The following is a 26,097-nucleotide window of genomic DNA, read 5'->3' as shown; positions in this document are numbered from 1 at the left end:
ATTTAGTCAAATACAATTCTCCGTGCCCCTAACGTAACCTGGTAATTCTTTGCAGTTAAAAAAAAGAAAACCGCAGAAGTCGCTAATCTTTTGCGGTTAAACCAATTCAGCCCTCTCCTAAGATAGCCTTGATTTCCTCTGCTTGTAAGTTGCAATTGATCCATTCACTATCTAGGTCAGCACCATATTTTTTGTAGAAATTGATAGCTGGTTCATTCCAATCCAATACTTGCCACATCATGCCCGTACATTTATCCTCCAGGCATTTTAGCATAGTCCTGTCAAAAAGGAGTTTTCCAGCTCCATTTCCTCTTTCGGATGCGGTGACAACTATATCTTCTAGATAAAGCCTTCTGCCTTTCCAAGTGCTGTATCTATAATAATAAATAGAAATCCCAATGATTTCATTTGTGCTGGCCTTTACAGCAACAAAACAACCAAAGACAGGGTTTTCTCCAAAGCCATCAGCTTCCATCATGGCTACGGTATTGCTTACTTGCTCAGGAGCTTTTTCATAAATAGCTAGTTCCATTACTAGCTCCAAAACCCTGGGTAAATCCGCTTTTTCTCCTTTTCTAATTGTATACATGTTCGAATGTAGGCAAAAATTGAAAAAGCTTAAAATCAATTTTTATATTTGAATTCCTTTGTGCTGAAAAAGGACAAATTTAACACCTGCCTTATGTTTATATCTATCGATGCCGGCAATACCAACATTACCATTGGATTTCACGACTCAAATATAAGGGAATGGATACATGAATTTAGGATAGAAAGCAAAGGTAGCTTAACACTTCTGAGCCTGGAGAGGGCCATGCATTTGTTCTTTTTGGAAAATGACCTAAAAGTAGACTCCGTCTCATTCGTAGGGGTTAGCTCGGTCGTGCCTGAACTGAACGAACTTCTTGACCAATTTTGTAATGAATTCCTTGGTAAACCATGCTACTTTATCAATGGTAATAGCTATCAAAAATTAAATGTAAGTACAAGTAGACCGAATGAAATTGGAACTGACTTAATGTGCAATGTCACCGCTGCATACGAGAGGTACAAGCAGGCTAATATTATCGTAGATTTTGGTACAGCTTTGACTTTTACCGTTGTAGATAATGAAGGTAAAGTAGTCGGAGTCAATATTGTTCCTGGGTTAAAAACAGCCGTTAAGTCGCTTTTCTCTAATACTTCCAAACTACCCGAAGTTCCGCTTATAGTTCCCAAAGCTGCAATCGGAACAAATACTGTAGAATCCATTCAAGCAGGTATACTTTATGGTTATTCAGGCTTGGTTCGTGGTATGCTTGAGACCATTAGCCAAGAGCTTGACGCTCCAGTAAAGGTGATAGCCACAGGTGGTCTTTCGACTATTTTGTCAAATTTGGAAGACAGTTTTGATGATGTGGATCGTAACCTAACACTAGAGGGAATAAGGCTGATTACTTTAGCAAATATTAATAGCCAATTATAAAATGAGGGTTTGGGCAAATCAGACGGTACTTTTCTTGCTCTCTATGTGAACAAACACCAGGGAAATCCCCAACATTTCCCATCATATCCCACATCAATTGAAAATGTAAATGAGCAGGCCAGTCTCCATTTTCAGGAAATTCACCTACATGGCAAAGCAAATCCCCCTTTTTGAATTTCTTCCCTACTGTCAAGTTAGCTAAATCAACTCTTTGTAAGTGACCATAAAGGCTGTACAGAAGTTTGTTCCCAAGCTTATGCTCCATGATGATCGTTGGACCATAATTCCCGAAACCTACGTTGTCTTGAAAGCTATGTATGGCTCCATCTATAGGTGTGTACACAGGATGCCCAGCTTTTGTCCAAATATCTACGCCCAAATGAATATCTCTAAAGTCTTCTACAGCAGTGGCGAAAACTTTACTGCGCTGATAGATCGCTCGATGCTCGAAGTAGCCCCCTATTCCGTATTGTTTTCGTGATGAGTTTAGTAGTCCGAATACATATCTGTCGAATAAAGCTGTACTACTTAGGTCTATTTCAATAAGTTTGTGGTTAGAGGGGGAAAAATCCATCTTCATGGTGTTTTTTTCATTGAGAGGGACTCCCATAAGTGGGAAAATTTCAACATTTGCTAAGAGTTGTTCAAGCATAGGGTTCATGAATTTGGATTAAAGATATAAATCAAACGTCTGAAACTTGCTACCTTTATCAGAGAAAATCCAAATAGTACTTTATGCACGTTTTTCCGACCTTAGAAAATATCCAGGTTGCTCATCAGAGAATCCAGCCTTTTATTCATCGCACGCCAATTATGAAATCTACTGCTATCAATGAATTGGCAGGATGTGAGATTTTTTTCAAATGTGAGAATTTTCAGAAAGTTGGGGCATTCAAAGCTAGAGGAGCTGCCAATGCAGTTGCCAAGCTCAATAAAGAGCAGAAGACAAATGGTGTGGCAACCCATTCTTCGGGAAATCATGCCGCAGCGTTGGCACGTGCGGCTAGCGTGGCTGGAATCAAATCATATATCGTAATGCCATCTTCTGCTCCAAAGATCAAAAAGAAGGCGGTCAAGTCTTATGGGGGTGAAATCATAGAGTGCGAGCCAAACTTACAAGCTAGAGAAACTACCTTGCAGCAAGTGGTGGCTGAGACAGGAGCCATTTTCATCCCTCCGTATGATTACTTTGATGTAGTCGAAGGTCAAGCTACTTGTGCTTTGGAGATGTGGGAGGAAGGTATACCATTTGATACCATCATGGCTCCGGTAGGGGGAGGAGGGCTTCTTGGAGGAACGGCCCTGGCAAGTAAATATATTTCACCTAATACAAAGGTGATTGCAGCTGAGCCTGAAGGAGCGGATGATGCCTTCAGGTCTTTTCAAGCCAAAGAGCTTATTCCCATGCAAAGCCCAAACACTATCGCTGACGGACTTCTGACATCTCTTGGAAAGTTGAATTTTGAGATCATCCTAAAGCATGTTGATGATATACTTACTGTTGGAGATGTGGAAATAGTAGAAGCCATGAGATTAATCTATGAAAGAATGAAAATTGTTGTCGAGCCGAGTTGTGCGGTACCATTGGCAGCTTTATTAAAGCATAAAGAGCAGTTTCAAAATCAAAAAGTTGGTATAATCTTGAGTGGAGGCAATGTGGATTTGGGAAGATTGCCATTTTAAAAAAATAGATGCATTAGGTTACCTATGCTTTGCATGGATACCCTAATGCATATTTCTGGCTTATGTGATGCAGTTTACTTTTGAATTTTTTTTCCGATATCAGCCAATGCATTGGCATCAAAGTCACCTTGGAACTCTAGTACGATAAAATCACTATTTTTATCATTGATAAGCAATACAATATCACTGATTTTTTTAGAACCTTTGGTGAAGATGATCACATCATTTGACTTTTCGGATACTTCCATCATAAGTTCAAATTTCTCTTTTTCTAGCCCTCTTTTGAGTCCATTGAATTCTGTTGTATTAGATGATTGCTTGGGAAGTTTGTAAAACTTCATTTTCTCAATCGACTTGGTAAGTATAGATGATTGAGCTTCATCTAGATCGATGTTGAATCCTTTGGCAAAGTTCATGAAGTTTCCGCCAAGATCTAAGTGGAAGAAATCAGGATTGCTCTTATGCTTTTGATAAAGTGCGTCTACAGCTTTGCTTTGAGCTATAGCTGATTGGACGATCAGCAAAAGTATAGATGCAATGAAGGTTAGCTTCAGTTTCATAATTTGATGTTTTATAGTTAAGATTTTATTTTTTCTTTGATTTGTAGTTCTCCATTCCTGGAATATTGGTTTTTTCGGAGAGCATATTTAGATCTTGATAGGTGAAATTTCCGAGCATGCTGAGCAAGGTGAAATTTTCATCGGAACCTGTTATCATCAATAGTTCTCTGACCTTGCCTCCTTCTTCTCTCACCATGAATTTGACATTGGAATTCTTGTCTTGGACGTCCATGAGGTCTTCGTACTTGTTTTTGGTCAAGGTAGACATGGCCTCATTGTATAGTGGCTTGCCATTCACTTTGTCAGCAGTCAGTATTCTGATCCCTCTTACTTTTGAAATTAGCTCTCCTAGGTCAGCAGCATCCTTGTCATTGCTGACATCAGACTTTAGGAAACCTCCAGCCATTTGCATCATTTTTGGGCTGATATATACCCTAGAGAAGCGATCATCTTCCATGTACTTGGAAAAAAACTTCACAATGGCATCGTCTTGCGCCTGAGCACCCGTAAACAGGAAAAGGGCAATGATTATAAGGAAATATTTTTTCATGTTTAATTAGTTTCTATTTCAAAGATTTGATTGGTCGTGTTGAGGTACCGAAGCTCTTGAAGTGTCTGGAGATTGTCAGTGCCCTTGTGCATGTTGTGTTGTATTAGGCTAAATGCTTCCATGACTTGTAGGTAGGCCAGCCTTTCAGCTTCTCTTTGTTTATAGGAGAAAAAACTGACCCCAGCGACTAGTAAAATGATCAATCCAGCAGCAATTTGAGTCCAATAGGTGTTCAAATAGAACTTTTTGATACTTGGGTTTTGTATTTTCTCAGGAGAGAATGACTTGATTTGATCTATTCCTAAGAAAAATGCTTTTTCTGTTTCATGTTTTTTGGAATCTTTCAAGAGTACTTTAAGCTCTTTTTCCTCTTTCAAAGAAGTGTTGCCTTCCCAGTATTTTTCGATTAAATAAGTTATTCTGTCCATTATTTTTTCTGAGTCAAATAGTTTTTTAGCGCTTGTCTTGCTCTATAGAGGTTTACTTTTACTGCATCTAAACTAATGTCTAGGTAAGAAGATATTTCTTCATAAGTTAACCCTTCTACTTCTCTGAGATGGAAAACTTCCCTTTGCTTTTCTGGCAATGATTCTAGGTAGTGATAGACCAATTTCAATCTCGAGGCTGTGTCCTGATCAGGTTCTCTTGGTATTAAATCTTCTCGTTCTATCTCTCCCAATGGCTCAAGTCTCTTATTGGTCCTGAAGTGCTGTAAGGTTTCGTTTTTAAGTGATTTGACAATCCAGCCAGTGGGGTTTTCCATTTTTTCTAGGTCGCTTTTCTTAAGCCATGCTTTTTCAAATACTTGCTGCAAGACATCATTGGCGACCTCTCGATCTTTGACCCAGAGGTATGCCATGCGGTAGAGCTTGCCCTTGAGTGGCCAGATATGTGTCTCAAAGAATGACTTCATTCGAGTAGATGATGCATGTGAATTGAAAATGTTACAGCAATTTGAGAAAAAAATTTAAACTTAGAATAATTTTAAATTGCCACTAAAAATAGTATGCATGCCTACTATTTCTTATTTTGCATGGACGATTATACAATGGACGATGAAATGATGTTTGATTGCTGTCCAAAACAAAAGAACTGTATATTTGAAATGTGAAATTGCCTATCAATTTAAAGCTGCGAATTAAAAAAGCTCTCAAAATGAAAAATAATGAGTCGAAAATATGCTGTTTGTTTGTCACCGGTGCAAATGCCAGTGAGAGCAAGAAAGAATCTTTGAGATCTGGGCATAAAAAAAGTCCCGATTTCTCGGGACTCGTGGTGATGAGTGGATTCGAACCACCGACTCACGGATTTTCAGTCCGATGCTCTACCAACTGAGCTACATCACCCTGACCGTTTAAGGTGATGCAAAGGTAGATATTTGTTCTGTTCTTGCAAATGATTCTAATAAAAAAATTACAGTAAATTTATCCAAAATATACTAATCTAATCAATATGAGTATTTTACCTCAAATAATATTTCTCATAATTTTTGCGCTAGCAGGGTACTTTCTATACAAAAGGGTGGCTTACCTCAAGCGAAACATCCTTCTTGGAAAGTCCGAAAGCAGAAATGATCAACCCGAAGCACGATGGAAGACGATGCTGTTGGTAGCTTTGGGACAGCAGAAAATGTTCAAACGCTTGATCCCAGCTATATTGCACATCATGATTTATGTTGCTTTCATTGTGATCAACCTGGAGGTTCTGGAGTTTGTAATCGATGGTCTCACGGGTAGCCATAGAATATTTGCCCCATACCTTGGTGACTTGTATGGTGTTGCGATGAACGTGTTCGAAGTCTTAGCGATAGCCGTACTCGTTTCCTGTATAGCTTTCTTGATTCGAAGAAATGTACTAAGAGTTCCGAGGCTGGTTAAGACAGAGCTTAAGGGTTGGCCAGCAATGGATGCGAATTTGATCTTAATCATTGAAATCGTTTTGATGGTTGCTATTTTGACTATGAATGCTACCGATCAGCTTCTTGCAGCACGAGGAATAGAGGGGTATGTATTGTTGAATGGCTTATTTTTCAGCGAATTGATCCAGCCGGTCTTTTCTGGATTGAGCGACACGGCATTGGTGGCAATAGAGAGGTTTGCTTGGTGGTTCCATATTGTTGGTATTTTGGCCTTTGCGATTTATGTGACGTATTCGAAGCATTTGCATATATTTCTGGCATTTCCGAATACATGGTATTCTAATCTCAAGCCAAAAGGGGAAATTGAAAATATGCCTGATGTCACCAAAGAAGTGAACATGATGCTTGGGATTCCAGTGGAAGGAGCGGATGAGCCACCAGCTGAGATTGCGAGATTTGGCGCCAAGGACATTAATGATCTTAGCTGGGTAAATATCATGAATGCATACAGCTGTACGGAGTGTGGTAGATGCACTGCCGAATGCCCAGCAAATATCACAGGGAAGAAATTGTCTCCTCGTAAAATCATGATGGATGTTCGTGATCGAGCTGAGGAAGTGGGTAAAAGTATCGATCAAGGTGGTGCAGGGCTGGAAGATGGGAAGTCTCTTTTGGGAGATTTTATCACTAAGGAAGAACTTAATGCTTGTACCTCTTGCAATGCTTGTGTCGAAGCATGTCCTGTAAACATAGATCCATTATCCATTATAATACAGATGCGTAGGTATGTTGCTATGGAAGAATCTAGCACTCCAGCACAATGGAACGCGATGTTTCAAAACATGGAAACGAGCTTTTCTCCATGGAAGTTTGCACCAACAGACAGGTTCAACTGGGCAGATCAACTCAAAAATGAAGAATTGAAATAATAAAACTTATAAGCTGTTAGGAAGAGAAAGAAGCAAATGAAATTTGCTGTTTGATATTCAAAAGTTGAAATATGGCTCTAACAAACGGTAGACGAGTCTGCTGGAAAATATTTGAATAGGTCAAAGATGATTGAATATTTACATTGAAACCAAGATTAATAAGTAGATAGAATAAGATAATCAATATAGATCTACTATCTAACCCCGATAGCTATCGGGACTACAATCTAAAATCCATACTATGTCAACATATAAAATACCAACAATGGCTGAAATGGCCACAAATGGAGAAAGTCCTGAGATACTCTTTTGGGTAGGATGTGCAGGATCATTTGATGATAGGTACAAGGCCGTCACTCAGGCATTTGTTAAGATTCTCAATAAAGTAGGTATTAGCTTTGCAGTACTAGGGCCTGAGGAAGCATGTACAGGCGACCCTGCCAGAAGGGCAGGAAATGAGTTTCTTTTTCAAATGCAAGCAGTGGCTAATATCCAAGTGATGAATGGTTACGAAGTAAAGAAAGTAGTAACAGCTTGTCCTCATTGCTTCAATACGATCAAAAACGAATATCCAGCATTGGGTGGGAATTATGAGGTGATTCACCATTCCCAATTTCTCCAACAACTGATCAATGATGGTAAAGTAGTACTGAAGGGTGGAGGTGAATTCAAGGGTAAAAAAATCACCTTTCACGACTCTTGCTATCTAGGAAGAGCCAATGATGTGTACGAAGCACCTAGGGAGGTGATCAAAGCACTCGATGTGGAGTTGGTAGAGATGAAGCGTTGTCGTTCAAAAGGACTGTGCTGTGGAGCTGGAGGAGCGCAAATGTTCAAGGAGCCAGAGCCAGGGAATAAAGACATCAACGTAGAGCGAACAGAAGAAGCTCTAGCTACAGGTGCTGCAGCAATTGCAGTAGGTTGCCCTTTCTGCTTGACCATGATGACTGATGGAGTTAAAAATAAAGAGCGTGAGCATGAAGTCAAAGTTTATGACTTGGCAGAGATGATTGCGAAAGACATGGGGATTTAGTTGGCTTAAGTCCACGGTAGGTGATTACCCGTGGACTTAAGTTTTTTTGCCTTAAATTTTTCTTATTCAAAAAGAATAATGTTATTCTACAAACAGAATGCTCCTACAGAGCTTAATAAAGGGATTATTTGTACTAAATGTTATTTATAAAGTGCCAAGTATCAAATTCTTCATCCTTCATACCTCACCTTCATCCTTTACCCTTCTTAAATCCCTAGGCTCAGAGGGCAAACTGTTCGTAAAAAGGAAAACAGCAGCCATTTAAAATAGCTCCCTTGGAGCGACCTTCTGGTATTCACATTTCTTTTTTCGCAAATACACCCAAAGCTTATAAGTCTTCGTTAAAGAAAAGAACTTATTGCGTATTTTTCCGCTTTAAATATCGAGTTAAGTATGGACTGAATAAAAAACTATGTGCATCTATGAGGTGAAAAAACAAAACACATAGCCACATAGAAAACATAAAAACAATAATATTTGAAATATGTATTTGGAATTTGATCAAATGCCTGCTCATGCAAGAGTTTGGGTATATCAGGCAGACAGAAAGTTCAACGAAGAAGAGTTACATTGGGTAGAAGAAAGGTTAGTGTCATTTTGTAACCAATGGAATACCCATGGAAGCATGATGCTTACTTCGTTTCGGGTAAAGTTCGGACAAGTGGTAATATTAGCTGTAGATGAATCCAGATTGGGTGCAAGTGGCTGTTCTATTGATAGCTCCGTGCGTGTATTGAGGGAGATTGAAGAAAAGTTTGGTGTCAACCTTTTGGATCAGGGTAAGGTTTCTTTTTTGGAAAATGAGGACAGCTTGGTGGTCAATTCCGTCTTTGGTATCAAAGAGAAAGTAGCCAAAGGTGAATTGCGACCAGATGCTGTCACATTGAATCCTTTGGTAAAATTGAAAGGTGATTTGGAAAATAATTGGCTTCTTCCTGCTAAAGATAGTTGGTTAAACAAATACTTTCAAAATTAATTATTATAATTATCCTATATTTAAAAAAAACTAAGAACATATCCGATTTTCATTGCAATGAAGCGAAGCCTCCTAGTATTCTTTTTGATTTCACTGTTGGGAATATCCTGTACAAGTCTTCCCAAAAAAGGACAGAAACAATTTGCCTCTGGTGAATACCAATATGCGATCGGTACTTTTTCAAGAATTTTAGAAAAGGATCCTGACAATAGGGATGCTAATTTTTATGTAGCGGAGAGTTATCGCTTATCCAATCGAGTAGAAAAATCATCTTCTTATTATGAGAAGTTGGTGGATAATGAGCCTGAGTTTGAAAATTTGTACAGACTAGGTCTTAGTTACAAAGCTCAAGGCGAAAATGAGAAGGCGATGGAAAGCTTCGAGAGAGCTAAAGGTCTGACGGTAGATGATGACTATTTAAGATTAGTCAATCATGAGCTGAGCGTATTGACAAAGGTTGGAGAGATTAAAGATTATTGGCCAAATATAGAAATCCAAAATTACACTTCCTTGAATACCGCTGGACCAGATTATGCGCCTGTTGCAAGTGAAGGATATCTTTATTTTGCAAGTTCTAGGCAAGCTTCTGGCATCTATCCAGCTACTGGCGTGCCGTATACTAAGCTCTTTAGAACCAAGGCGGAAGGTGTGAGAGTAGATGTGCAAAATATCCAAGCCATGCCTGAGTTTCGCAATGAAGAAGGCCTAAACCAAGGAGCAATTGCTATCAGTCCAGATGGTAATACAATCATATACGCTAGAGGAAACTCCACATCAAATAAAGATCTTCCAGATGTACACCTATTTGCTTCATACTTCAGAGGGGGAGGTTTTACTCAGCCGATTTGGATGCCATTGAACGAGGATGAGTTCTGGTGGAATAGCACACCGGCATTTAGCCCTGATGGAAATACGTTGTATTTTGCTTCAAATAGGCCTGGAGGCCAGGGTGGAACAGATTTATACCAAGCCACCAAGTTAGCAAATGGTGATTTTGGAAATCCAGTGAATCTTGGCGCTCAAATCAATACTCCGGGCAATGAAATGTTTCCGAGAGTGACAAAAGATGGTAAGATTTTCTTTGCTTCTGACGGACATCCTGGACTGGGGAAGTTAGATATTTTTGTTGCAGAGCCTATCGATGGAGGAGGCTATGAGGTAAAGAACCTTGGTCCAAAAGTCAATTCTTCGGCTGATGATTTTGGTATATTTTTCACTAATTATCCCCAAGAAGGATTCTTGACTTCCAATAGAGCTGGAGGTGCTGGAGATGATGATATTTATTCATTTGAAGATAAAACGCCAAAGCCTAAGGTGGTTAACGTACTATTGAACGTGACCACTTTGGAAAAGAAAGAGGATGGTTCTGAGGAAATTTTGCCTCAAACAAGGGTAGCCTTATATGACGCCTCAAACAAAATGACGGGAGGAGATTTCTCCAATCAAAATGGACGGGTAAGATTCACGTTAGCTCCGGATGAGAATTTCTCTCTGATTGCTTCTAAGGCAGGATATTTCTCCAAGAGCATTACTTACGATACACGTGGCAAGACACCAAAGCAAGAGGATTTGATTCAAGATGTAACCAATATTGTCCTAGATACTACAATCGTATTGGATGTTTTGGTCTTGGACAAAGCCATAGTATTAGAGAATATCTATTATGATCTTGACAAAGCGGATATCAGACCTGATGCCGCTGAGGAATTAGATAAGTTGGTGACCATATTGAAAGATAATCCTACGATATCCATAGAGCTTAGCTCCCATACTGATGCCCGTGCAACTGATGCATACAATGACGCACTTTCCCAGCGAAGGGCTGAGTCTGCGGTAGCTTACATGGTGTCAAAAGGTATTTCTGAGGATAGGTTGGTTGCCAAGGGATATGGTAAGCGACAGCTCATCATCAAGGATGCGAAGACAGAGGAAGAACATCAGGTAAACAGAAGGACAGAGTTTAAGGTGATCGAGGTGAAATGATAGGGAATTAGTCTAGTTTTTTCCAGACGAAAACCCCCATTGCTCTTTGATCATGGACCAGCACACTTTTGGGAGATTCTAGATTTCCCAAATGGTGTTTTTTGGTCAGTTTCTCGATCAAATTAGGCGTAAGGATAAATCGCTCACTATCATCTGGAAGTAGATATACGCCCGCACCGAGTTGTGGAGAATTCTCAAGAATGCCTCCATAGCTCGTGGCCATTCTTAAGAAAAATATTCCCCCTGGTTTCAATACACGCATCATTTCATCAAGCATGTCGAAAAATTGGCCTTCACTTTTCGCAAAGTGTAATACCGCTGAACTGATCACAACATCGAAAGCTCCCTTGTGAAAAGGCATGTCTTGAACTGTAGCTACTTGAAATCTCTGAACATCAAAAGACGGGTTGATCGTTTGGGCATAAATTCGAGCCATTTGAATAGCAATTGGGTTGGAATCTACACCGAAGATTTGATAATTTTGATTTAGAAAATAAATACAGTTTCTTCCTTCTCCACATCCTGCGTCCAAGATTTTCATTTCTTTGGAAAATCTTCCCTTCAGTATTTGATCTAGCAGGTAAATGTCAATGTTGCCAAGTAGCTCGTTGAGTTTATTGATTTCCATTTTCAAATTCATTGAGTGCGTCTTGCATTTTCTTTTTCCCAATCTCTGCCAGTTCTGCCGCTCTGTGAAATTCCAGTGTTCCGGCTTGGGTTCGTGCGATGGAAACTAAAACATCTACTTTGTGCCTTTCTAAAATTACCGATGTCAGCTTATCTTGAAGGATGTCAAATGAATAATTGAGAAGTTCTAGAGAACTCATGCCTTTATATTTCTCCACTTTAGCATCTGATTCAAAATATTTGGCAAATTTATCTTTGTAATCTTTTACCCACCTTGGTACTTTGATTAGGCTGTCTGTTTCTTTTTTCGGACTAGGAGCTACCACCACTTCAACAAATGCTTCTTTGGGGCCATTGAGGTCGATTGCAATGATGATTTCTCCTCTTTTCTTTTTTGGCAAAAGGGATAATGGAAGTGGATTGAGGATTCCTCCGTCGACATACTCTCTATCTTTGATCCTTGCGGGGGTGAGTACAGTGGGTATCGAAACAGATGCCCTTATCGCATCGAAGAGCATGCCTTTATCAAAGATTTTCTCTTTTCCTTGTGGAATTTCTACTGCTGTACAGTTGAATGGAATTTTTAGCTCCTCAATTTTACAATCTTCTATTAGTTTTTTTAAGGCTAAAAAGACTTTTTCACCTTTGATGAATCCTTTGGTTGATAATGTAAAGTCCATGAGGGAAAAAACATCAATTCTATCCAGGTTACAAATCCAATCTTTGAAGACAGGAAGAAAACCTGTGGCATAAATCCCTCCCACCAAAGCTCCTGCCGAGCTTCCTGATATAGAAACTATCTCATAGCCGGCCTCTTCTAAAGCTTCAATGACACCAATATGTGCCATTCCTCTAGCGCCACCACTTGATAGAACCAAAGAGACGGTTTTTTTACCCATGATTAAAAATGATTTTGAAAGTCCACATTGATATTGGTACTTTTGGGAATAAAGATCTTAATTATGGAGCAATTTAAACCATTTCACCTCGCTTTTCCAATAAATGATATTGAAGAGACAAGAAAGTTTTATGGAGATCTCTTGGGATGCGAGATTGGTAGGAGTACAGACAAGTGGATAGACTTCAATTTTTTTGGACACCAACTTTCAGCGCATGTCAAGCCAGAGGAATTGGCACAAGCTCATGCCAATCAAGTGGATGGTAAGTATGTACCCGTAAGGCATTTCGGAGCGATTTTGCCTTGGGCTGAATGGCACGAGCTGGCAGACAAACTCAAGGAGAATGCCATTGATTTTATTATAGAGCCATATATCAGATTCCAAGGTGAAGTGGGGGAGCAAGCCACCATGTTTTTCTTAGATCCTGCTGGTAATGCCTTAGAGTTTAAGTCTTTTCAAGATCCCAGTCAGATATTTGCAAAGTAGGTTTTTGATACTAGCTGATATGTGTATTCGCAACTTTATCAGTAACATATTGAAAACTTCGATTTATCTTAACTTTGTTATTGATTGATTTTCTCAATGAATTTATATTACTGGCAAATTATCGTATTTCCAAGTTTGCTGATTTGGGAACTTGAGATAGTTTGGTCAAATTTCAGCTCATACTAAGATGATTAAGCTATGAAGAAAATCAACTATTTATTCTTTTCAAGTGTCTTGATGATAACTGCCTGCTTTGTTAGTTTTATCAAAATTCCTGAACAGTCAAGGATAGATCCTGATCTTGTGAAGTTTTGTTCTGGGTTGTGTTTCGGTGTAGCGGTTGCTTTGGTTATTTTGTTTTTGGATAATTTGTTTTTTTCTCAAAAAAGGAACCAGTGAGATATATCGAGGAGTATAAATGAATTCTTTAGTCTAGAGAGCTTTCATAAAGTTTTTTGAGTTAAGGTCACGAAATACATGACAAACCACTGATGGCTTTGAGTTGCCACCTATATCTTAATTGATTTTTAATGGGATTAATTAAATTTAATTTTGCACTTGGTAACTTTGTTTCCCCGTTTGGGGTTATACCACCATGATGACCAAAAAAGAGCTGTTATATTACAAAACCTATACCCAAGAAAACCATTCTGAATGGATAGTTTTTATCCATGGAGCTGGTGGCTCTTCATCGATTTGGTATAAGCAAATCAGGGAATTCAAGGAGCATTACAACTTGCTACTCATTGACCTTAGAGGACACGGCAGGTCGGTAAATTCTTTCCGTAATTTGTGGAATGAGAAATATACATTTCCTAATGTCACGAAGGATATTATTGAAGTATTAAATCATTTAAACCTTCCGCCTGCTCATTTTATGGGGGTTTCATTAGGGACAATTCTAGCTAGACAACTTGCCGAAATGGAACCACATCGGGTAAAAAGCCTGATCATGGCTGGTGCTGTCACTAAGCTAAATTTCACCTCAAGGCTTCTGGTTGTATTAGGTAACACTTTCAAAAGTATTCTTCCTTACATGTGGTTATACAGGTTATTTGCCTTTATCATTATGCCACTAAATCATCATGCTGAATCCAGAAATTTGTTTATCCGAGAAGCTAAACGATTATGTCAAAAGGAATTTATCAGGTGGTTTAAGCTCACTAAAGATATTAACCCTTTACTTCGCTTCTTCAAAGAGAAGGACTTGAATATTCCGACATTCTATGTGATGGGGGAGGAGGATATTATGTTTTTAGAATCAGTCCGAAAGATAGTGGCAGGGCACAAGCAAGCCTTTTTGCAAGTTATCAAGTCTTGTGGGCATGTCGTAAATGTGGAACAGCCAGAGATTTTCAATGAGCTTACCTTGAGTTGGCTAAAAAATTATAAGCAGTATAGTAAATCAATAGTGGATCATTCCTAATGAAAAGACAAACCAAAACTATTTTGATTGTTGCAATTATAGCAGTTGTTGCAATTATTTTTATTTATCCAAGAATAGATATGATGATGGGGAAGGAAGAGGGGAGCGCGCCTGGTACACAAGCACCACAAGGTCCTGGTAAGCCTATTCCTGTCAATGTAATCGAAGTCAAGCCTCAAAGGTTAGAGAATAACCTGAATATCACGGGCGCGATTATTCCCAATGAGACAGTTAATTTACGTGCCGAGATTTCTGGTCTTGTGGACAGGATTACTTTCAAGGAAGGTGAGTTTGTAAAGAAGGGATCTCCTTTACTTTACCTGAATGACGATGAGCTAAAAGCGCAATTCGATCGCTTAGACTATACCAAGAAATTGTACGAAAGTCAAGAAAATAGGCAAAAACAGCTTTTGGCAAAAGAGGCAATTAGTCAAGAAGAATATGATGTGTCACTCAATCAGTTCAATACCAACTTGGCTGATTTGAGATTGGTCGAAGCGCAACTGAACAAGACGATAATCCGTGCGCCATTTGATGGGGTATTAGGTTTGAGACAGATTTCCGAAGGATCAGTAATAGGTACTTCTGACGTTATTGCAAGTATCGTGAATATCGACCCAATTAAGATCGAGTTTTCGATTCCTGAAAGATATTCTAACCAAGTGAAACTGGGCTCAAAAATAATTTTCTCTAATGATGGAAGTGGTGTGGAGAGAGAGGGGACTGTTTATGCATACGAACCTACTATAGATGCAGCTACCCGGACATTGAGGTTGAGGGCAGAGAGTCAGAACAAAGACAGGGTTTTTCTTCCAGGGATGTTTGTGAGGATTCGATACACCCTTGGTATAGAGGAGAATGCCTTGCTTGTGCCAGCAGAGTCAGTCATTCCAGAGCTAAGTGGTTACAAAGTATATGTGGCCAATGCTGAAAATCAAGCTGAAGAGCGTATAGTGAGTATAGGGACAAGAACAGACAGTCAAGTACATATTGTAGATGGTCTCAAAGAAGGGGATTTGGTACTGACTACCGGAATCTTGCAAGTAAGAACGGGTTCACCGCTTGAGGTTACCAAAACCAAATAAATTGAATGGCAAGTTTATCAACCATTAGTATCAGGAGGCCTGTATTGGCCATAGTGATGTCCCTGACAATTCTTTTGTTTGGGATTATAGGTATTAGTTTTTTAGGTGTAAGGGAGTTTCCAAGTGTGGACCCACCTGTGATCAACGTAAGGACTACTTACGTCGGTGCCAACGCTGATGTAATAGAGGCACAGATCACCGAACCACTTGAAGAGGCAATCAACGGTATCGCAGGGATCAAATCCCTAACTTCGACATCCAATGATGGAACCAGTAATATAGTTGTCGAATTCGATGTGGGAGGTGACCTAGAAGCAGCGGCTAATGATGTGAGGGACAAAGTAGCTGGTGCACAGCGAAACCTGCCTCCTGACGCAGATCCTCCTGTAGTTTCGAAAGCAGATACTGACTCTCAACCTATTGTGTTTTTGAATGTTCAAAGTAACAAGAGGAACTTGCTGGAGCTTTCGGATTTGGCAAACAATGTTTTCAAAGAAAGATTGCAGACCATACCGGGAGTAAGTACAGTTCAGATTTGGGGAGAAAAGCAATATGCGATTCGTCTGCGAATGGATCCTTTGAGGATGGCATCTTATGGAGTCACTCCTTTGGATGTATTGAATAAGGTGCAAAGTGAAAACGTTGAGCTTCCTTCAGGAAGAATTGAAGGGGCTGCTATAGAACTCTCTGTGCGAACCAAAAGTAGACTTAGCACCCCACAGGAATTCAATGACCTCATCATCAAAGAGGATCAGAATAATATTGTGAGATTTCAAGATGTGGGTAAGGCAGAGCTGGCAGCTTTAAATGAGCGGACCGTACTTAAGCGTGACGGTATTCCTATGGTAGGAGTGGTGCTTATTCCCTTGCCAGGGTCTAATAATATTGAGATTGTTGATGAATTCTATAGAAGGTTGGAATTTATCGAAAAGGATCTTCCAGAAGATGTATCCCTGGATATAGGCTTTGATTCCACTAGTTTTATCCGTTCTTCGATCTCTGAAGTTCAAGAGACGATTATCACTGCATTTATTCTGGTAGTATTGATTATCTTCCTATTCTTGAGGGATTGGAGGACTACTTTCATTCCTGTTTTGACGATTCCAATTTCCTTGATTGGAGTATTTTTCCTGATGTACTTGATGGATTTTTCTATCAATGTATTGACGCTTTTAGGTATTGTGCTTTCCATTGGTCTGGTTGTGGATGATGCTATCGTGGTATTGGAAAACATCTATTCTAGAATAGAAAAAGGTGAAAATCCAGATACGGCAGCAGAAAAGGGTGCTGAAGAAATTTTCTTTGCCGTAATCGCAACTACTGTAGCACTAGCGGCAGTTTTTTTACCAGTAATTTTCTTGACTGGAACTACAGGTCGATTGTTTAGGGAGTTTGGTGTTGTAGTGGCTGGTGCTGTTATTATATCTTCATTTGTAGCATTGACAATGACACCTATGCTAAGCTCAAAACTCCTGAAACGTAGAGAAAAACAAAATTGGATTCACAGAAAGACAGAGCCCGTTTTTGTATGGCTCAATGATAAATATTTCTATTTGCTTCAGGGTTTTATGAAAGCCAAATGGATAGCGTTTATCGTGATTATTCTGACAGGATTGGGTATTTATGGCTTATTTAACATTATCCCTACGGAACTTTCTCCCATAGAAGATAGGGGAGAAATGAGAATCAATCTCAGTGGCCCAGAAGGAGCTACTTTCGAGTACATGGACAGGGTTTTGGATGAAATGACGCAAGAATTTCAAGCTTCAATTGAAGCCGATGAGCTTTCTGGTACCATTTCAGTTACTTCACCAGGCTTTGGTACTGCAAGTACAAATTCAGGGTTTTTGAGACTCATTTTGACTGATGCTGCCGATCGAAAGAGAAGCCAACAGGAGATTTATGATGAGGTGAATCAGAAGCTACAGAGGTTTACAGCTGTGAGGGCATTTGCTACACAACCGCCTTCTATAGGTGATAGGAGGGCAGGGCTTCCTGTCCAGTATGTGCTACAAGCGCCTACCTTGGACAAGCTGAAGGAAGTGATTCCTGAGTTTATGAATAAAGCAAATGAAAGCAGTGTTTTTAGCTTTACTGATATTAACTTGAAGTTTACCAAGCCCGAGATCGAAGTAGAAATCGATAGAGAAAAGGCCAGAAATATTGGCGTATCTGTACAAGAAATTGCAAGGACTTTGCAGCTTTCTTATTCGGGTCAGCGATTTGCCTATTTTATCATGAATGGGAAGCAATACCAAGTGGTAGGTGAGATGCAGCTAAGAGATAGGAATGAGCCAATTAACCTGAGAACACTATATGTAAGGGCTGAAAATGGAAGTTTGGTACAATTGGATAATTTGGTAAGGATCAATGAGAGAAGTACACCACCGCAGTTGTACAGGTTCAATAGATTTGTCAGTGCGACTGTATCGGCTAACTTGGCTCCTGGCTACACCATTGGTACGGGCTTAGAAGAAATGGATAGAATCGCAGGAGAAGTCTTGGACGAATCATTCAGCACGGATGTAGCTGGACTTTCTAAAGAGTATCGGGAGAGTTCAAATAGCTTGATTTTCGCTTTTATCTTTGCTTTGGTTTTGATTTACCTGGTGCTATCTGCACAGTTTGAAAGCTTCTTGGATCCATTGACGATCATGTTCACTGTACCTTTGGCACTATTTGGTGCATTGGCTTCGCTATGGTTATTTGATTTCACTTTGAATATATTCAGTCAGATTGGAATCATTATGTTGATAGGCTTGGTGACCAAAAATGGCATCTTGATAGTAGAGTTTGCCAATCAAAGAAAGGCACAAGGGCTTTCCGTAGAAGAAGCGATCTTGGATGCTTCAAGTGCGAGATTTAGGCCAATCTTGATGACGAGTTTGTCTACTATATTGGGAATACTCCCTATCGCTTTGGCGCTAGGAGCTGGTTCAGAAGGAAGGGTACCTATGGGAGTGGCAGTAGTAGGTGGCTTGGTCTTCTCTACTATTCTCACCTTATTCATCATCCCAGCGATTTATACATACCTTACATCCAAACAAGGAAGATTAGCAAGAGTGTAATGAAGAAAAATATATTAATACTCCTGTTGCTTATACAGGGGGCTTTCATAGCAAATGCACAGGAGGAAGAGCAGCTCAATTTGGAAAAGGCCATTATGATTGGCTTAGAGAAGAATTTTGATGTTAAGATCGCTATCAATAACGTTTTACTTGCCAACTATGATAAAAAAATAGGCTTTGGTACGGCATTTATGCCTCAAGTAGATGCAGTTTATGCGCTAAATTACAGTGTGGAAGATGTAGAGCAGCAGTTTGTCAATTCGCCAGAGCCTAACGAAATTCGAGGGGCAGAATCCGATACTGAAAACTTCACGGTAACTGCCATATATGGCTTCAATCCAGAAGCTGTAGTGACAATGAGGAGACTAGGCAAGCTAGCAGAAATCAGTGAACTAGACTCCAAAGTGGCTGTGGAGAATACTGTGGCTGCGATATCTACGGCTTACTACAGATTAGTATTGGAGCTGCAGAGACAAAAGGTTTTGGAGAAGACATTAGAGTTTTCGAAAAACAGGCTGGATATTGCTGAGGCGCGTTATGAACTTGGTGGGGCTGGTCGTAGGGATTTTCTAACAGCCCAAGTTGATTACAATTCTGATCTTTCTCTTCGTGTGAATCAAGATCAAGTGATCAAAGCGGCTAGGATCAATCTTAATGAACTATTAGGAATAGGACCAGAGCAAGATTTCTTTGTCAAAGATACTATTGTGATATCAGAAGATTTGAGACTTGAGGACTTGGTGGAGAATGCATACATGCACAATAAGCAGTTTCTCGTAGCCCAAAGGCAGGAAAATGTTGCATTTCTTCAGTTGAGAGAAACTCAATTACAGCGACTACCTTCTATAAATTTGAGTGGTGCCTATGTCAACAATACCTTGAACTCAGAAGCTGGTTTTCTTTTGAAAAACCAAAGAGAAGGGTTTAACCTTGGAGGAAATGTATCCTTGAATATTTTTAATGGATTTGTACTTAATAGAAGAATTCAAAGTGCCAAAGTCCAGCGTAATAATGCAGAGCTTGCGATGCAGCAGTTTGAGATTCAAATGACTTCCGATATTTACAGGGCTTATAATGCCTACCAAATAAGTAATCAACTTCTTGATATAGAGGAGAAAAATTATGAAGTAGCGGTAGAAAATGCTGAAATTGCACTCGAAAGATTTAGGCTTGGGATCGCGAATTATCTTGAATTCAGGGATGCTCAGGTTAACCTCCTGACAGCTGAAGATCGATTGATTTCTTCATTGTATAACATCAAAGAGAGTGAAATAGAACTGTTGAGGTTGTCAGGGAAAATTTACTTTAGAAATGTGGATGAGCGTTTCGAATAACTGATCAATCCTTTGGATATTTAGTTTAGAGAGAAAGCTCTTGTGTACAAGTTACAAGAGCTTTTTTGTTTACTTTCAGGGACTTACTTATTTTTGAGTTTTGATTTTGGTATATTATTTGCTAAAACTGTTGCTTGATGCGTGATTTTGAGTATCAAATCGAGCATTTATAGTTTATGAAAAGAATTACCCAAATCATTGCTTTATGTTTTATTCTCCTTTTGTTTGGGGTACAGTGTACCTTTTTTCAAAAGGAGAAGGAAGTTCCTTATTGGGAAAATCCCACACTTCTTGACTTGGATGAGATCACCAAAAGAGGGTATATTCGGGCAATTGTTGACAATTCTTCTACAAGCTATTATATCTACAGAGGTAGAAGAATGGGCTATGAATTTGAACTTTTGCGGAATCTGGCGGCTAACTTAGGAGTCAGGCTTCATTTGATCGTGAAATCTGATATTGAAGAAGCATTTTATTTGCTCAATAAAGGTCAAGCTGATATCATTGCGATGAATCTGGAGCAAACTGAGCAAAGGAAACTTTATGCTAAATTTACTTTGCCACTCGGTGAGATGAGTACGGTGCTAATTCAAAGAAAGCAAGGTGCTTCAGTTACTGATTTTTCAGATTTGAACCAGAAGTCTGTTCATATTCCCCAAGGTTCTATATACAAAGACCAGCTCAATCATTTCAATCAAGACAGTACATTTCATATTAATATTCTAGAGATTCCTGAAAGCCGGGAAGAGTTGATATCAAAAGTAGTAAAAGGTGAAATCGATTATACAGTAGCTGATAAAGATTTGGCTCTGGTGAATGCCACCTATTACAACGATTTGAATGTCGGGGTGGAAATCAGTGAAAAATCTCCAGTATCTTGGGTGGTTAGGACCAATGCTCCACTTTTAGAGTCTGCAATCAACGATTGGATTTTCAAGCGTACCAAGTCTGGCTATCTGGCCACTTTATATGCTAAATATTTCTTAAATTCCAAAAACAGCTATTACCGCAGTAATAGCGCATTCTCTTCTTTGGGGGGCAATAAAATTTCTGCATATGATGATATCATCAAAAAGGCAGCAGACAAGTTGGGTTGGGATTGGCGATTGTTGGCCTCTTTGGTGTATAAAGAGTCTGGGTTTGATGCTGAAGCTACCTCTTATGCTGGAGCAAGTGGCTTGCTGCAACTGATGCCTGTCACTTTGGATAGATTTGGCGTAGCAGATCCAAATGATCCCTATCAAAGTCTAATGGGAGGAGTTAATTTTTTAGAGTACTTAGATAAATTTTGGAGAGAAAGAATACCTGAATCCAATGAAAGAATTAAGTTCATCCTGGCGTCTTACAACATAGGACATGGCCATGTAGAAGACGCCTGGAGGTTGACATTGAAGTATGGTAGAAATCCACAACACTGGGATCAAGTAAGCCATTTTCTAAAGCTGAAAACAGATCCTGAATACTATCGAGACCCTATTGTAAAAAGTGGATATGCCAAAGGCCATGTTGCGGTCACTTATGTAGAAGATATACTGATATTGTATAATTCCTATCGAGTACTCATTGAGCCGTAGATCTTTTGAATCAGACTTGTTCTAAAGCTTGCTCTATATCCCAGATGATATCTTGGAAATGTTCTACGCCTATAGAAAGCCTCACCAGCCTCTCCGAGATACCAAGCAATTCTCTATCTTCTAAAGATACATCGCTATGCGTCATCGTAGCTGGATGCTCTGCCAAAGACTCTGTGCTTCCAAGTGACACAGCTAATTTCATCAACTTTAGGCTGTTTAGGAATTTGAAGGCTTCTTTTTCACCTCCTTTGATATCGAAGGATATCATCGCACCTGCACATTTGAGTTGTTTTTTGAAAATGTCATGCTGCCTACTTCCTGCCTCCAGATTTCCAAGATAATATACCTTTTCTACTTTTGGGTGAGTCTGCAAATACTTTGCAACCTCTACAGTATTGGTGGCTTGCTGAGTCATTCTTACTTTGAGTGTTTCCAAGCTTCTCATCAGGAGCCAGCCTGTCCAGGGGCCTGCCATATTGCCCAGAAATGTTCTCAAAGTTCTTACTCTAGTCATGTATTTCGACTTACCCAATACGGCTCCAGCTATCAGGTCAGAATGCCCTCCAATGTATTTTGTCGCAGAATATACGATCAGATCAGCACCGTGCTTTAGTGGATGTTGCCACAATGGCCCCATGTAGGTATTGTCTACACATACCACGACATCTTGATCATCGGTAGAAATGGAGTCAGCAACATCTCTACAAAGCTCTAGATCAAAAAGCGCATTGGTTGGGTTCGCAGGAGTCTCTACATAGATAAGCTTTATATTGCCTTTGTCTTTTTTCACCAAGTCCAATATTTCTTCTTTCGTCTGCTCACTGGTAAAACCTATTCCTTTGATGCCATATTGAGGGAGTACTTTGTTGATAAAATGATCTGTACCTCCATAGACAGGCTTGCTATAAAGCATGATGTCGCCTGGTCTCAAAAACTCTAGCATGACAGTCGAGATGGCAGACATACCACTCTCAAATACTGCACATTCATCTGCCTCATCCCAAAGGCAAAGTCTCTCTTCTAGTATTTGTAAGTCAGGGTTGTTCAACCTGCTGTATATTAGTCCGAGTTCTTCATTGGGCTCCTTTTCTCTTTGGCCATAAGCTACTTCAAAAAAGGCCTTGCCTTCTTCTGCTGATTTGAAGACGAAGGTAGAGGTTTGAAAAATGGGACATTTAATGGCTCCTTCTGACAGCTCTGGTTTGTACCCATGAGTCATCATCAAGCTCTCCGGATGGAATGATCTATTATTCATAGTTATGCTGGATTTACGCCACAAATCAGCTAAAAAGTTTATCAAAAACCTAGCATGGTGTCAAAATATTATTTTGAAAAATACTATTAAAAATTTATATAATTCTGAAAATAGGAAAAATAATCAGTAATTTAATTATTTTCAGAATATTATTTCGAAGAGGTGATTGCGAGGGAAAGTGGAGAAAAGAAAATACTGAACTTGATATGTTCAAGAGTATCATTGAATAATCAGTTTTCTGAAGTATTCTTTGTCTCTGGTTTTTATAGTGATGGTATACACACCTCTTGGAAGATCCTTTACTGCAAAGTCAAAATCTCCTTCATTTGGGCTTAAGTCCTTGATAACTTGTCCTAAGCTATTGATCAGACTTATTCCTCTGATGGTGCCTAGTCCGCTGGTGCTTATCTTAATGTCACCTTTTGAAGGGTTTGGATATATTTTGATGGCGATATTTTGAGCTTTTTCTTCGGATATATTGGTGATCAAATTGACATTGACTTTCAATGTTGCTGCAGTGCCTGTATTGCAGGCATTCATAGGAGTGGCAGTCAGGTTGAAGTCACCTTCACGTTGCCACCTGACTCGAACTTGATGTGTTCCTTGCCCGGAGATGATTGTTCCTCCTGAATTGCTTATCGCCCAAGTGTAATTTACGCCTTGAGTCAATGCAACCTCATACTCCTCTTCCACAAGTCCCACAAATTCAGAGCCTATGATTTCTTCAGGTTGCTCTGGAGGGCTTTGCACGGATATTGGTTTGATAGTTGCGGAAGCATTTCCACATGGGTTTCTTGGGCTTACTTGGATACTTCGATCTCCGGTGCTTGTCCATTCTACATTGACTTTTGAAGTTCCTTGTCCTTCCCTGATTAGTCCACCTGAAGCTACCCAAACGTAGTCAGTGCCAGGGATGTTTGGGACTTCGTATGAGATAATGCTACCAAGACAAACAGCACCTTCTCCGCTAATCTCAGGTAAAAGTTGCGGTTGTACAGACACAAGTACCTCAAGGCCTCTGGTACCACCATTTCCACATGAATTTTGTCCTCTTACCAGCACGGCATTTCTACCTGGGATATCCCAATTGACAACAATTCGATTTGTCCCTTGCCCTTCAAGGATGGTACCTCCGTCTACCCTCCATTCAAAAGTTTCTCCCAGTACATTGGTGTTTTGGACGGTGTATATTTGTTGACTGATACAAATGTTACTTTCACCAAAGATTAAGGTTGGGGTGTCTGGTACAGCACAGCTGTATTGGAAAAGGGTACCTTGGTCACCTACAGCATAGCCTATACTCAATGATCCAAAGCTTACATCTGTAAAGTTTTGGAATGTTCCTGTAGCATTTTGTACCCAAGTTTCGCCGCTATCCATGGTTTTTAAAATCAAGCCCTTTGCTCCAGTTACAAATCCTACAGACTCATCCAAAAAATCAACTCCAGTAAAATCAACCTGAAAGGAAGTTTGAATAATTTTCCAAGTCAGGCCTTGGTCTTCAGTCTTAATAATAGTGCCTTGCTTTCCGATAGCTATAGCACTGTTTTCATCAAGTTTGGTTAGGTCTACAAGGTCAGTTGTAGAAGGAGAAGTGATTGCAGTCCAAGTTTGACCGTCTTCAGTTCTACTAATGTGCCCACCTTCGCCGACCACAATGCCAATTGAATTTTCAAAAAACACTATTTGGTTCAAGTTGACAATCGTATTGCTTGCTTCTACTTCTTGCCAATTGACTCCGTTATTTTCTGTTTTGCTGATGAACCCACCCTCGCCGACGACATAGCCGAGGTTGTTGTTTGCAAAGTAGAGTCCTCGAAGGTTGGTAGTGGTGTTGGTGTTCAACGATGACCAGTTGCCACCTGAATTGCTGGTTCTGAGTACAGTTCCTTGATCACCTACAACAAATCCGAGTGCATTTGTGATAAAGTAAAGGTTGCGAAAGTCAATGGATAATGGTCTAGAACGATCTACGATGCTATTTCCTCCATTGCTTGTTGAGAATATTTTGCCCTCAGGGCCTACGAAGTACCCTAAGTTTTCTGTGCGAAACTGTGCAGCTACATAGTCCGCATTGTTACCCGATAGCCTCAAGGTCCATGATCCACCAGAATTGGTAGACGCAAGCATGTGACCACTAGTACCAATTGCAAATACCATGTTTGAATTACCTCTAAAGCTGATATCTCTATAGGTCTGTGTATTGCTCACATTGATCCCGTCAAAAGTGAGCCCAGCGTTGGTGGTACGCAATAGCGTGGCGGATTGCCCAACTACCACGCCAAGATTCGTGTTGGTTTTATTGAAATACACAGCTAAAAGATCTCTTTCTGTTCCAGAGTTTATGACCGTCCAAGAGGTTCCTGCATTAGTGGTTTTAAGAATGGTACCCCTATTTCCAACAGCATATCCATTCGAAGCGTTTGTGAAATAGACATCATTCAAAGGCTGCGTATTTTGTGTATTGAGAAAAGTCCAATTGTTCCCTTGATTAGACGTACGTAGTATCCGTCCGTCTTGTAATGAGATGTAGCCTGTGTCCAACGTAGCAAAATAAATACTAGAAAGGTTTGCTGTAGTACCTACATCTTGTCTTGCCCATGAGTCTCCGGCATTGGTGGACCGATACAATTGACCATTGTCTCCTACAGCAAAAGCTCGGTTCTGGTTTACAAATTTAACTTTTTTCAGGGTGGTTGATGTATTAATTTTTATGCGTGTCCAGGTACTTCCAGCGTTTGTTGTTTTATAAACAATCCCATTTTCCCCGACCATAAGCCCAATATTCTGATTGAAAAAGTCTACCCCATACATGATGACATCATCAGGAGCCTCTTGTTCGATCCAACTTAACCCACCGTCTACAGTTTTCAAGATGATCCTGTCTCCAGAGACGAAGCCTACTTCATCATTTACCCATGTGATTCCAGTGAATTCATTTCCCCACCCACCCACTCTTCTCCAAGTTTGGGATTGAAGAGAATAGGTGACGCTAAGCAAACAAATCGTCAAAAGTAAAACTTTCGCCATAGTCAATGAGGTCGATGAATCAGTACAAAATTAGAATTATTGAGCATATAATGAACACTTTCTGAGTTGATTGAGTTAGCTATTTTTCAAGATTTTACTTAAGTATGGACAAACTGCATATAAGGTTTTAAGAAATGATTTTTTCATCCGTAACTACTCAGGTACATTATTTACTGACCAATATTCAAATATTTGGAGTCTTGTGCTCCTTTGTAGCGTATTGACGCGTATTTGTATGTTAATGTACGAAAATCAGCTTTAAAGTTGGTTTATCCA

At 39.7% G+C, this 26,097-nt stretch carries 22 protein-coding genes and 1 tRNA gene; 12 read left to right on the top strand and 11 right to left on the bottom strand.

What is annotated here, in order from left to right; all coding sequences use genetic code 11:
• Window positions 1–106: 106 nt before the first annotated feature.
• Window positions 107–589 carry a GNAT family N-acetyltransferase gene (locus MM239_RS15135; RefSeq protein ID WP_241349094.1) on the bottom strand — a complete coding sequence of 161 codons (483 nt, stop codon included), beginning with the start codon at window positions 587–589 and terminating at the stop codon, window positions 107–109.
• A gap of 93 nt (window positions 590–682) precedes the next feature.
• On the opposite strand from MM239_RS15135, the gene MM239_RS15130 reads away from it, so the two are divergent.
• Window positions 683–1,465: a type III pantothenate kinase gene (locus MM239_RS15130; protein WP_241349093.1), complete on the top strand. Its 783-nt coding sequence runs from the start codon at window positions 683–685 to the stop codon at window positions 1,463–1,465.
• Here the strand turns inward: MM239_RS15130 and MM239_RS15125 are convergent.
• Entirely contained in the window at window positions 1,449–2,117 is a 669-nt protein-coding gene (locus MM239_RS15125) for a peptidoglycan DD-metalloendopeptidase family protein (protein ID WP_241349092.1), read from the bottom strand. The genes MM239_RS15130 and MM239_RS15125 overlap by 17 nt on opposite strands.
• An 83-nt stretch (window positions 2,118–2,200) precedes the next feature.
• Between MM239_RS15125 and MM239_RS15120 the strand changes: the two genes are divergently transcribed.
• Window positions 2,201–3,148 carry a pyridoxal-phosphate dependent enzyme gene (locus MM239_RS15120; protein ID WP_241349091.1) on the top strand — a complete coding sequence of 316 codons (948 nt, stop codon included), beginning with the start codon at window positions 2,201–2,203 and terminating at the stop codon, window positions 3,146–3,148.
• Between the two features lie 74 nt (window positions 3,149–3,222).
• Here MM239_RS15120 and MM239_RS15115 read toward each other — a convergent pair whose 3' ends face one another.
• The 5 genes from MM239_RS15115 to MM239_RS15095 all read right to left on the bottom strand — a co-directional run bounded on the left by MM239_RS15115 (window position 3,223) and on the right by MM239_RS15095 (window position 5,604).
• Entirely contained in the window at window positions 3,223–3,708 is a 486-nt protein-coding gene (locus MM239_RS15115; RefSeq protein WP_241349090.1) for a DUF4252 domain-containing protein, read from the bottom strand.
• A 25-nt stretch (window positions 3,709–3,733) separates the two neighbouring features.
• On the bottom strand, window positions 3,734–4,258 hold the full coding sequence (locus MM239_RS15110) for a DUF4252 domain-containing protein (protein WP_241349089.1): 525 nt from the start codon (window positions 4,256–4,258) through the stop codon (window positions 3,734–3,736).
• A 2-nt stretch (window positions 4,259–4,260) separates the two neighbouring features.
• A complete protein-coding gene (locus tag MM239_RS15105; RefSeq protein WP_241349088.1) occupies window positions 4,261–4,686 on the bottom strand; it encodes a hypothetical protein in 426 nt (141 codons plus the stop codon).
• Window positions 4,686–5,171: an RNA polymerase sigma factor gene (locus tag MM239_RS15100; RefSeq protein WP_241349087.1), complete on the bottom strand. Its 486-nt coding sequence runs from the start codon at window positions 5,169–5,171 to the stop codon at window positions 4,686–4,688. Before MM239_RS15100 ends, MM239_RS15105 begins: the two co-directional genes overlap by 1 nt.
• Window positions 5,172–5,531: 360 nt before the next feature.
• A tRNA-Phe gene (locus tag MM239_RS15095) sits at window positions 5,532–5,604 on the bottom strand.
• Between the two features lie 106 nt (window positions 5,605–5,710).
• On the opposite strand from MM239_RS15095, the gene MM239_RS15090 reads away from it, so the two are divergent.
• The 4 genes from MM239_RS15090 (at window position 5,711) to MM239_RS15075 (ending at window position 11,037) form a co-directional block, all read left to right on the top strand.
• Window positions 5,711–7,045 (top strand): 4Fe-4S dicluster domain-containing protein, encoded by a 1,335-nt coding sequence (locus MM239_RS15090; protein WP_241349086.1) that lies wholly within the window; start codon window positions 5,711–5,713, stop codon window positions 7,043–7,045.
• A 241-nt stretch (window positions 7,046–7,286) separates the two neighbouring features.
• Window positions 7,287–8,078 (top strand): (Fe-S)-binding protein, encoded by a 792-nt coding sequence (locus tag MM239_RS15085; protein ID WP_241349085.1) that lies wholly within the window; start codon window positions 7,287–7,289, stop codon window positions 8,076–8,078.
• Between the two features lie 484 nt (window positions 8,079–8,562).
• Window positions 8,563–9,054: a hypothetical protein gene (locus MM239_RS15080; RefSeq protein ID WP_241349084.1), complete on the top strand. Its 492-nt coding sequence runs from the start codon at window positions 8,563–8,565 to the stop codon at window positions 9,052–9,054.
• Window positions 9,055–9,111: 57 nt separating this feature from the next.
• Window positions 9,112–11,037, top strand: coding sequence for an OmpA family protein (locus MM239_RS15075; protein WP_241349083.1), 1,926 nt, complete (start codon window positions 9,112–9,114; stop codon window positions 11,035–11,037).
• Window positions 11,038–11,044: 7 nt separating this feature from the next.
• Here the strand turns inward: MM239_RS15075 and MM239_RS15070 are convergent, their stop codons facing one another.
• Together MM239_RS15070 and MM239_RS15065 are read right to left on the bottom strand one after the other, a co-directional pair.
• Window positions 11,045–11,665 (bottom strand): class I SAM-dependent methyltransferase, encoded by a 621-nt coding sequence (locus MM239_RS15070; protein ID WP_241349082.1) that lies wholly within the window; start codon window positions 11,663–11,665, stop codon window positions 11,045–11,047.
• Entirely contained in the window at window positions 11,652–12,563 is a 912-nt protein-coding gene (locus MM239_RS15065) for a patatin-like phospholipase family protein (protein ID WP_241349081.1), read from the bottom strand. Before MM239_RS15065 ends, MM239_RS15070 begins: the two co-directional genes overlap by 14 nt.
• A gap of 63 nt (window positions 12,564–12,626) precedes the next feature.
• On the opposite strand from MM239_RS15065, the gene MM239_RS15060 reads away from it, so the two are divergent.
• The 6 genes from MM239_RS15060 (at window position 12,627) to MM239_RS15035 (ending at window position 21,536) form a co-directional block, all read left to right on the top strand.
• On the top strand, window positions 12,627–13,049 hold the full coding sequence (locus MM239_RS15060) for a VOC family protein (protein WP_241349080.1): 423 nt from the start codon (window positions 12,627–12,629) through the stop codon (window positions 13,047–13,049).
• A 598-nt stretch (window positions 13,050–13,647) separates the two neighbouring features.
• Window positions 13,648–14,475: an alpha/beta fold hydrolase gene (locus MM239_RS15055; protein WP_241349109.1), complete on the top strand. Its 828-nt coding sequence runs from the start codon at window positions 13,648–13,650 to the stop codon at window positions 14,473–14,475.
• On the top strand, window positions 14,475–15,560 hold the full coding sequence (locus MM239_RS15050; protein ID WP_241349079.1) for an efflux RND transporter periplasmic adaptor subunit: 1,086 nt from the start codon (window positions 14,475–14,477) through the stop codon (window positions 15,558–15,560). Before MM239_RS15055 ends, MM239_RS15050 begins: the two co-directional genes overlap by 1 nt.
• A 5-nt stretch (window positions 15,561–15,565) precedes the next feature.
• Window positions 15,566–18,628: an efflux RND transporter permease subunit gene (locus tag MM239_RS15045; RefSeq protein WP_241349078.1), complete on the top strand. Its 3,063-nt coding sequence runs from the start codon at window positions 15,566–15,568 to the stop codon at window positions 18,626–18,628.
• On the top strand, window positions 18,628–19,962 hold the full coding sequence (locus MM239_RS15040) for a TolC family protein (RefSeq protein WP_241349077.1): 1,335 nt from the start codon (window positions 18,628–18,630) through the stop codon (window positions 19,960–19,962). Before MM239_RS15045 ends, MM239_RS15040 begins: the two co-directional genes overlap by 1 nt.
• Window positions 19,963–20,138: 176 nt before the next feature.
• The gene (locus MM239_RS15035) at window positions 20,139–21,536 is read left to right on the top strand and encodes an MltF family protein (RefSeq protein WP_241349076.1); all 1,398 of its coding nucleotides are present in this window, start codon (window positions 20,139–20,141) and stop codon (window positions 21,534–21,536) included.
• Window positions 21,537–21,546: 10 nt separating this feature from the next.
• On the opposite strand, the gene MM239_RS15030 is transcribed toward MM239_RS15035, so the two are convergent.
• Both MM239_RS15030 and MM239_RS15025 read right to left on the bottom strand, forming a co-directional pair.
• Complete coding sequence (locus MM239_RS15030; RefSeq protein ID WP_241349075.1) at window positions 21,547–22,791, bottom strand: cystathionine gamma-synthase family protein; 1,245 nt, start codon at window positions 22,789–22,791, stop codon at window positions 21,547–21,549.
• A 219-nt stretch (window positions 22,792–23,010) separates the two neighbouring features.
• Window positions 23,011–25,821: a YCF48-related protein gene (locus MM239_RS15025; RefSeq protein WP_241349074.1), complete on the bottom strand. Its 2,811-nt coding sequence runs from the start codon at window positions 25,819–25,821 to the stop codon at window positions 23,011–23,013.
• Window positions 25,822–26,097: the final 276 nt, after the last annotated feature.

Source organism: Belliella filtrata, from assembly GCF_022549775.1.
GTDB classification, from domain to species: Bacteria; Bacteroidota; Bacteroidia; order Cytophagales; family Cyclobacteriaceae; genus Belliella; species Belliella filtrata.
Note: the sequence above shows the minus strand (reverse complement) of the source record. Positions and strands in the feature narration are given on the sequence as shown.

Bases quoted from the DNA above. Each gene is read 5' to 3' on its own strand.
- MM239_RS15035 (WP_241349076.1), top strand. From the start codon at position 20,139: ATGAAAAGAATTACCCAAATCATTGCTTTATGTTTTATTCTCCTTTTG.
- MM239_RS15070 (WP_241349082.1), bottom strand. From the start codon at position 11,665: ATGGAAATCAATAAACTCAACGAGCTACTTGGCAACATTGACATTTAC.
- MM239_RS15085 (WP_241349085.1), top strand. From the start codon at position 7,287: ATGTCAACATATAAAATACCAACAATGGCTGAAATGGCCACAAATGGA.
- MM239_RS15125 (WP_241349092.1), bottom strand. From the start codon at position 2,117: ATGCTTGAACAACTCTTAGCAAATGTTGAAATTTTCCCACTTATGGGA.
- MM239_RS15050 (WP_241349079.1), top strand. From the start codon at position 14,475: ATGAAAAGACAAACCAAAACTATTTTGATTGTTGCAATTATAGCAGTT.
- MM239_RS15135 (WP_241349094.1), bottom strand. From the start codon at position 589: ATGTATACAATTAGAAAAGGAGAAAAAGCGGATTTACCCAGGGTTTTG.
- MM239_RS15075 (WP_241349083.1), top strand. From the start codon at position 9,112: ATGAAGCGAAGCCTCCTAGTATTCTTTTTGATTTCACTGTTGGGAATA.
- MM239_RS15100 (WP_241349087.1), bottom strand. From the start codon at position 5,171: ATGAAGTCATTCTTTGAGACACATATCTGGCCACTCAAGGGCAAGCTC.
- MM239_RS15120 (WP_241349091.1), top strand. From the start codon at position 2,201: ATGCACGTTTTTCCGACCTTAGAAAATATCCAGGTTGCTCATCAGAGA.
- MM239_RS15130 (WP_241349093.1), top strand. From the start codon at position 683: ATGTTTATATCTATCGATGCCGGCAATACCAACATTACCATTGGATTT.
- MM239_RS15065 (WP_241349081.1), bottom strand. From the start codon at position 12,563: ATGGGTAAAAAAACCGTCTCTTTGGTTCTATCAAGTGGTGGCGCTAGA.
- MM239_RS15030 (WP_241349075.1), bottom strand. From the start codon at position 22,791: ATGAATAATAGATCATTCCATCCGGAGAGCTTGATGATGACTCATGGG.
- MM239_RS15110 (WP_241349089.1), bottom strand. From the start codon at position 4,258: ATGAAAAAATATTTCCTTATAATCATTGCCCTTTTCCTGTTTACGGGT.
- MM239_RS15045 (WP_241349078.1), top strand. From the start codon at position 15,566: ATGGCAAGTTTATCAACCATTAGTATCAGGAGGCCTGTATTGGCCATA.
- MM239_RS15080 (WP_241349084.1), top strand. From the start codon at position 8,563: ATGTATTTGGAATTTGATCAAATGCCTGCTCATGCAAGAGTTTGGGTA.
- MM239_RS15105 (WP_241349088.1), bottom strand. From the start codon at position 4,686: ATGGACAGAATAACTTATTTAATCGAAAAATACTGGGAAGGCAACACT.
- MM239_RS15060 (WP_241349080.1), top strand. From the start codon at position 12,627: ATGGAGCAATTTAAACCATTTCACCTCGCTTTTCCAATAAATGATATT.
- MM239_RS15115 (WP_241349090.1), bottom strand. From the start codon at position 3,708: ATGAAACTGAAGCTAACCTTCATTGCATCTATACTTTTGCTGATCGTC.
- MM239_RS15090 (WP_241349086.1), top strand. From the start codon at position 5,711: ATGAGTATTTTACCTCAAATAATATTTCTCATAATTTTTGCGCTAGCA.
- MM239_RS15040 (WP_241349077.1), top strand. From the start codon at position 18,628: ATGAAGAAAAATATATTAATACTCCTGTTGCTTATACAGGGGGCTTTC.
- MM239_RS15055 (WP_241349109.1), top strand. From the start codon at position 13,648: ATGACCAAAAAAGAGCTGTTATATTACAAAACCTATACCCAAGAAAAC.
- MM239_RS15025 (WP_241349074.1), bottom strand. From the start codon at position 25,821: ATGGCGAAAGTTTTACTTTTGACGATTTGTTTGCTTAGCGTCACCTAT.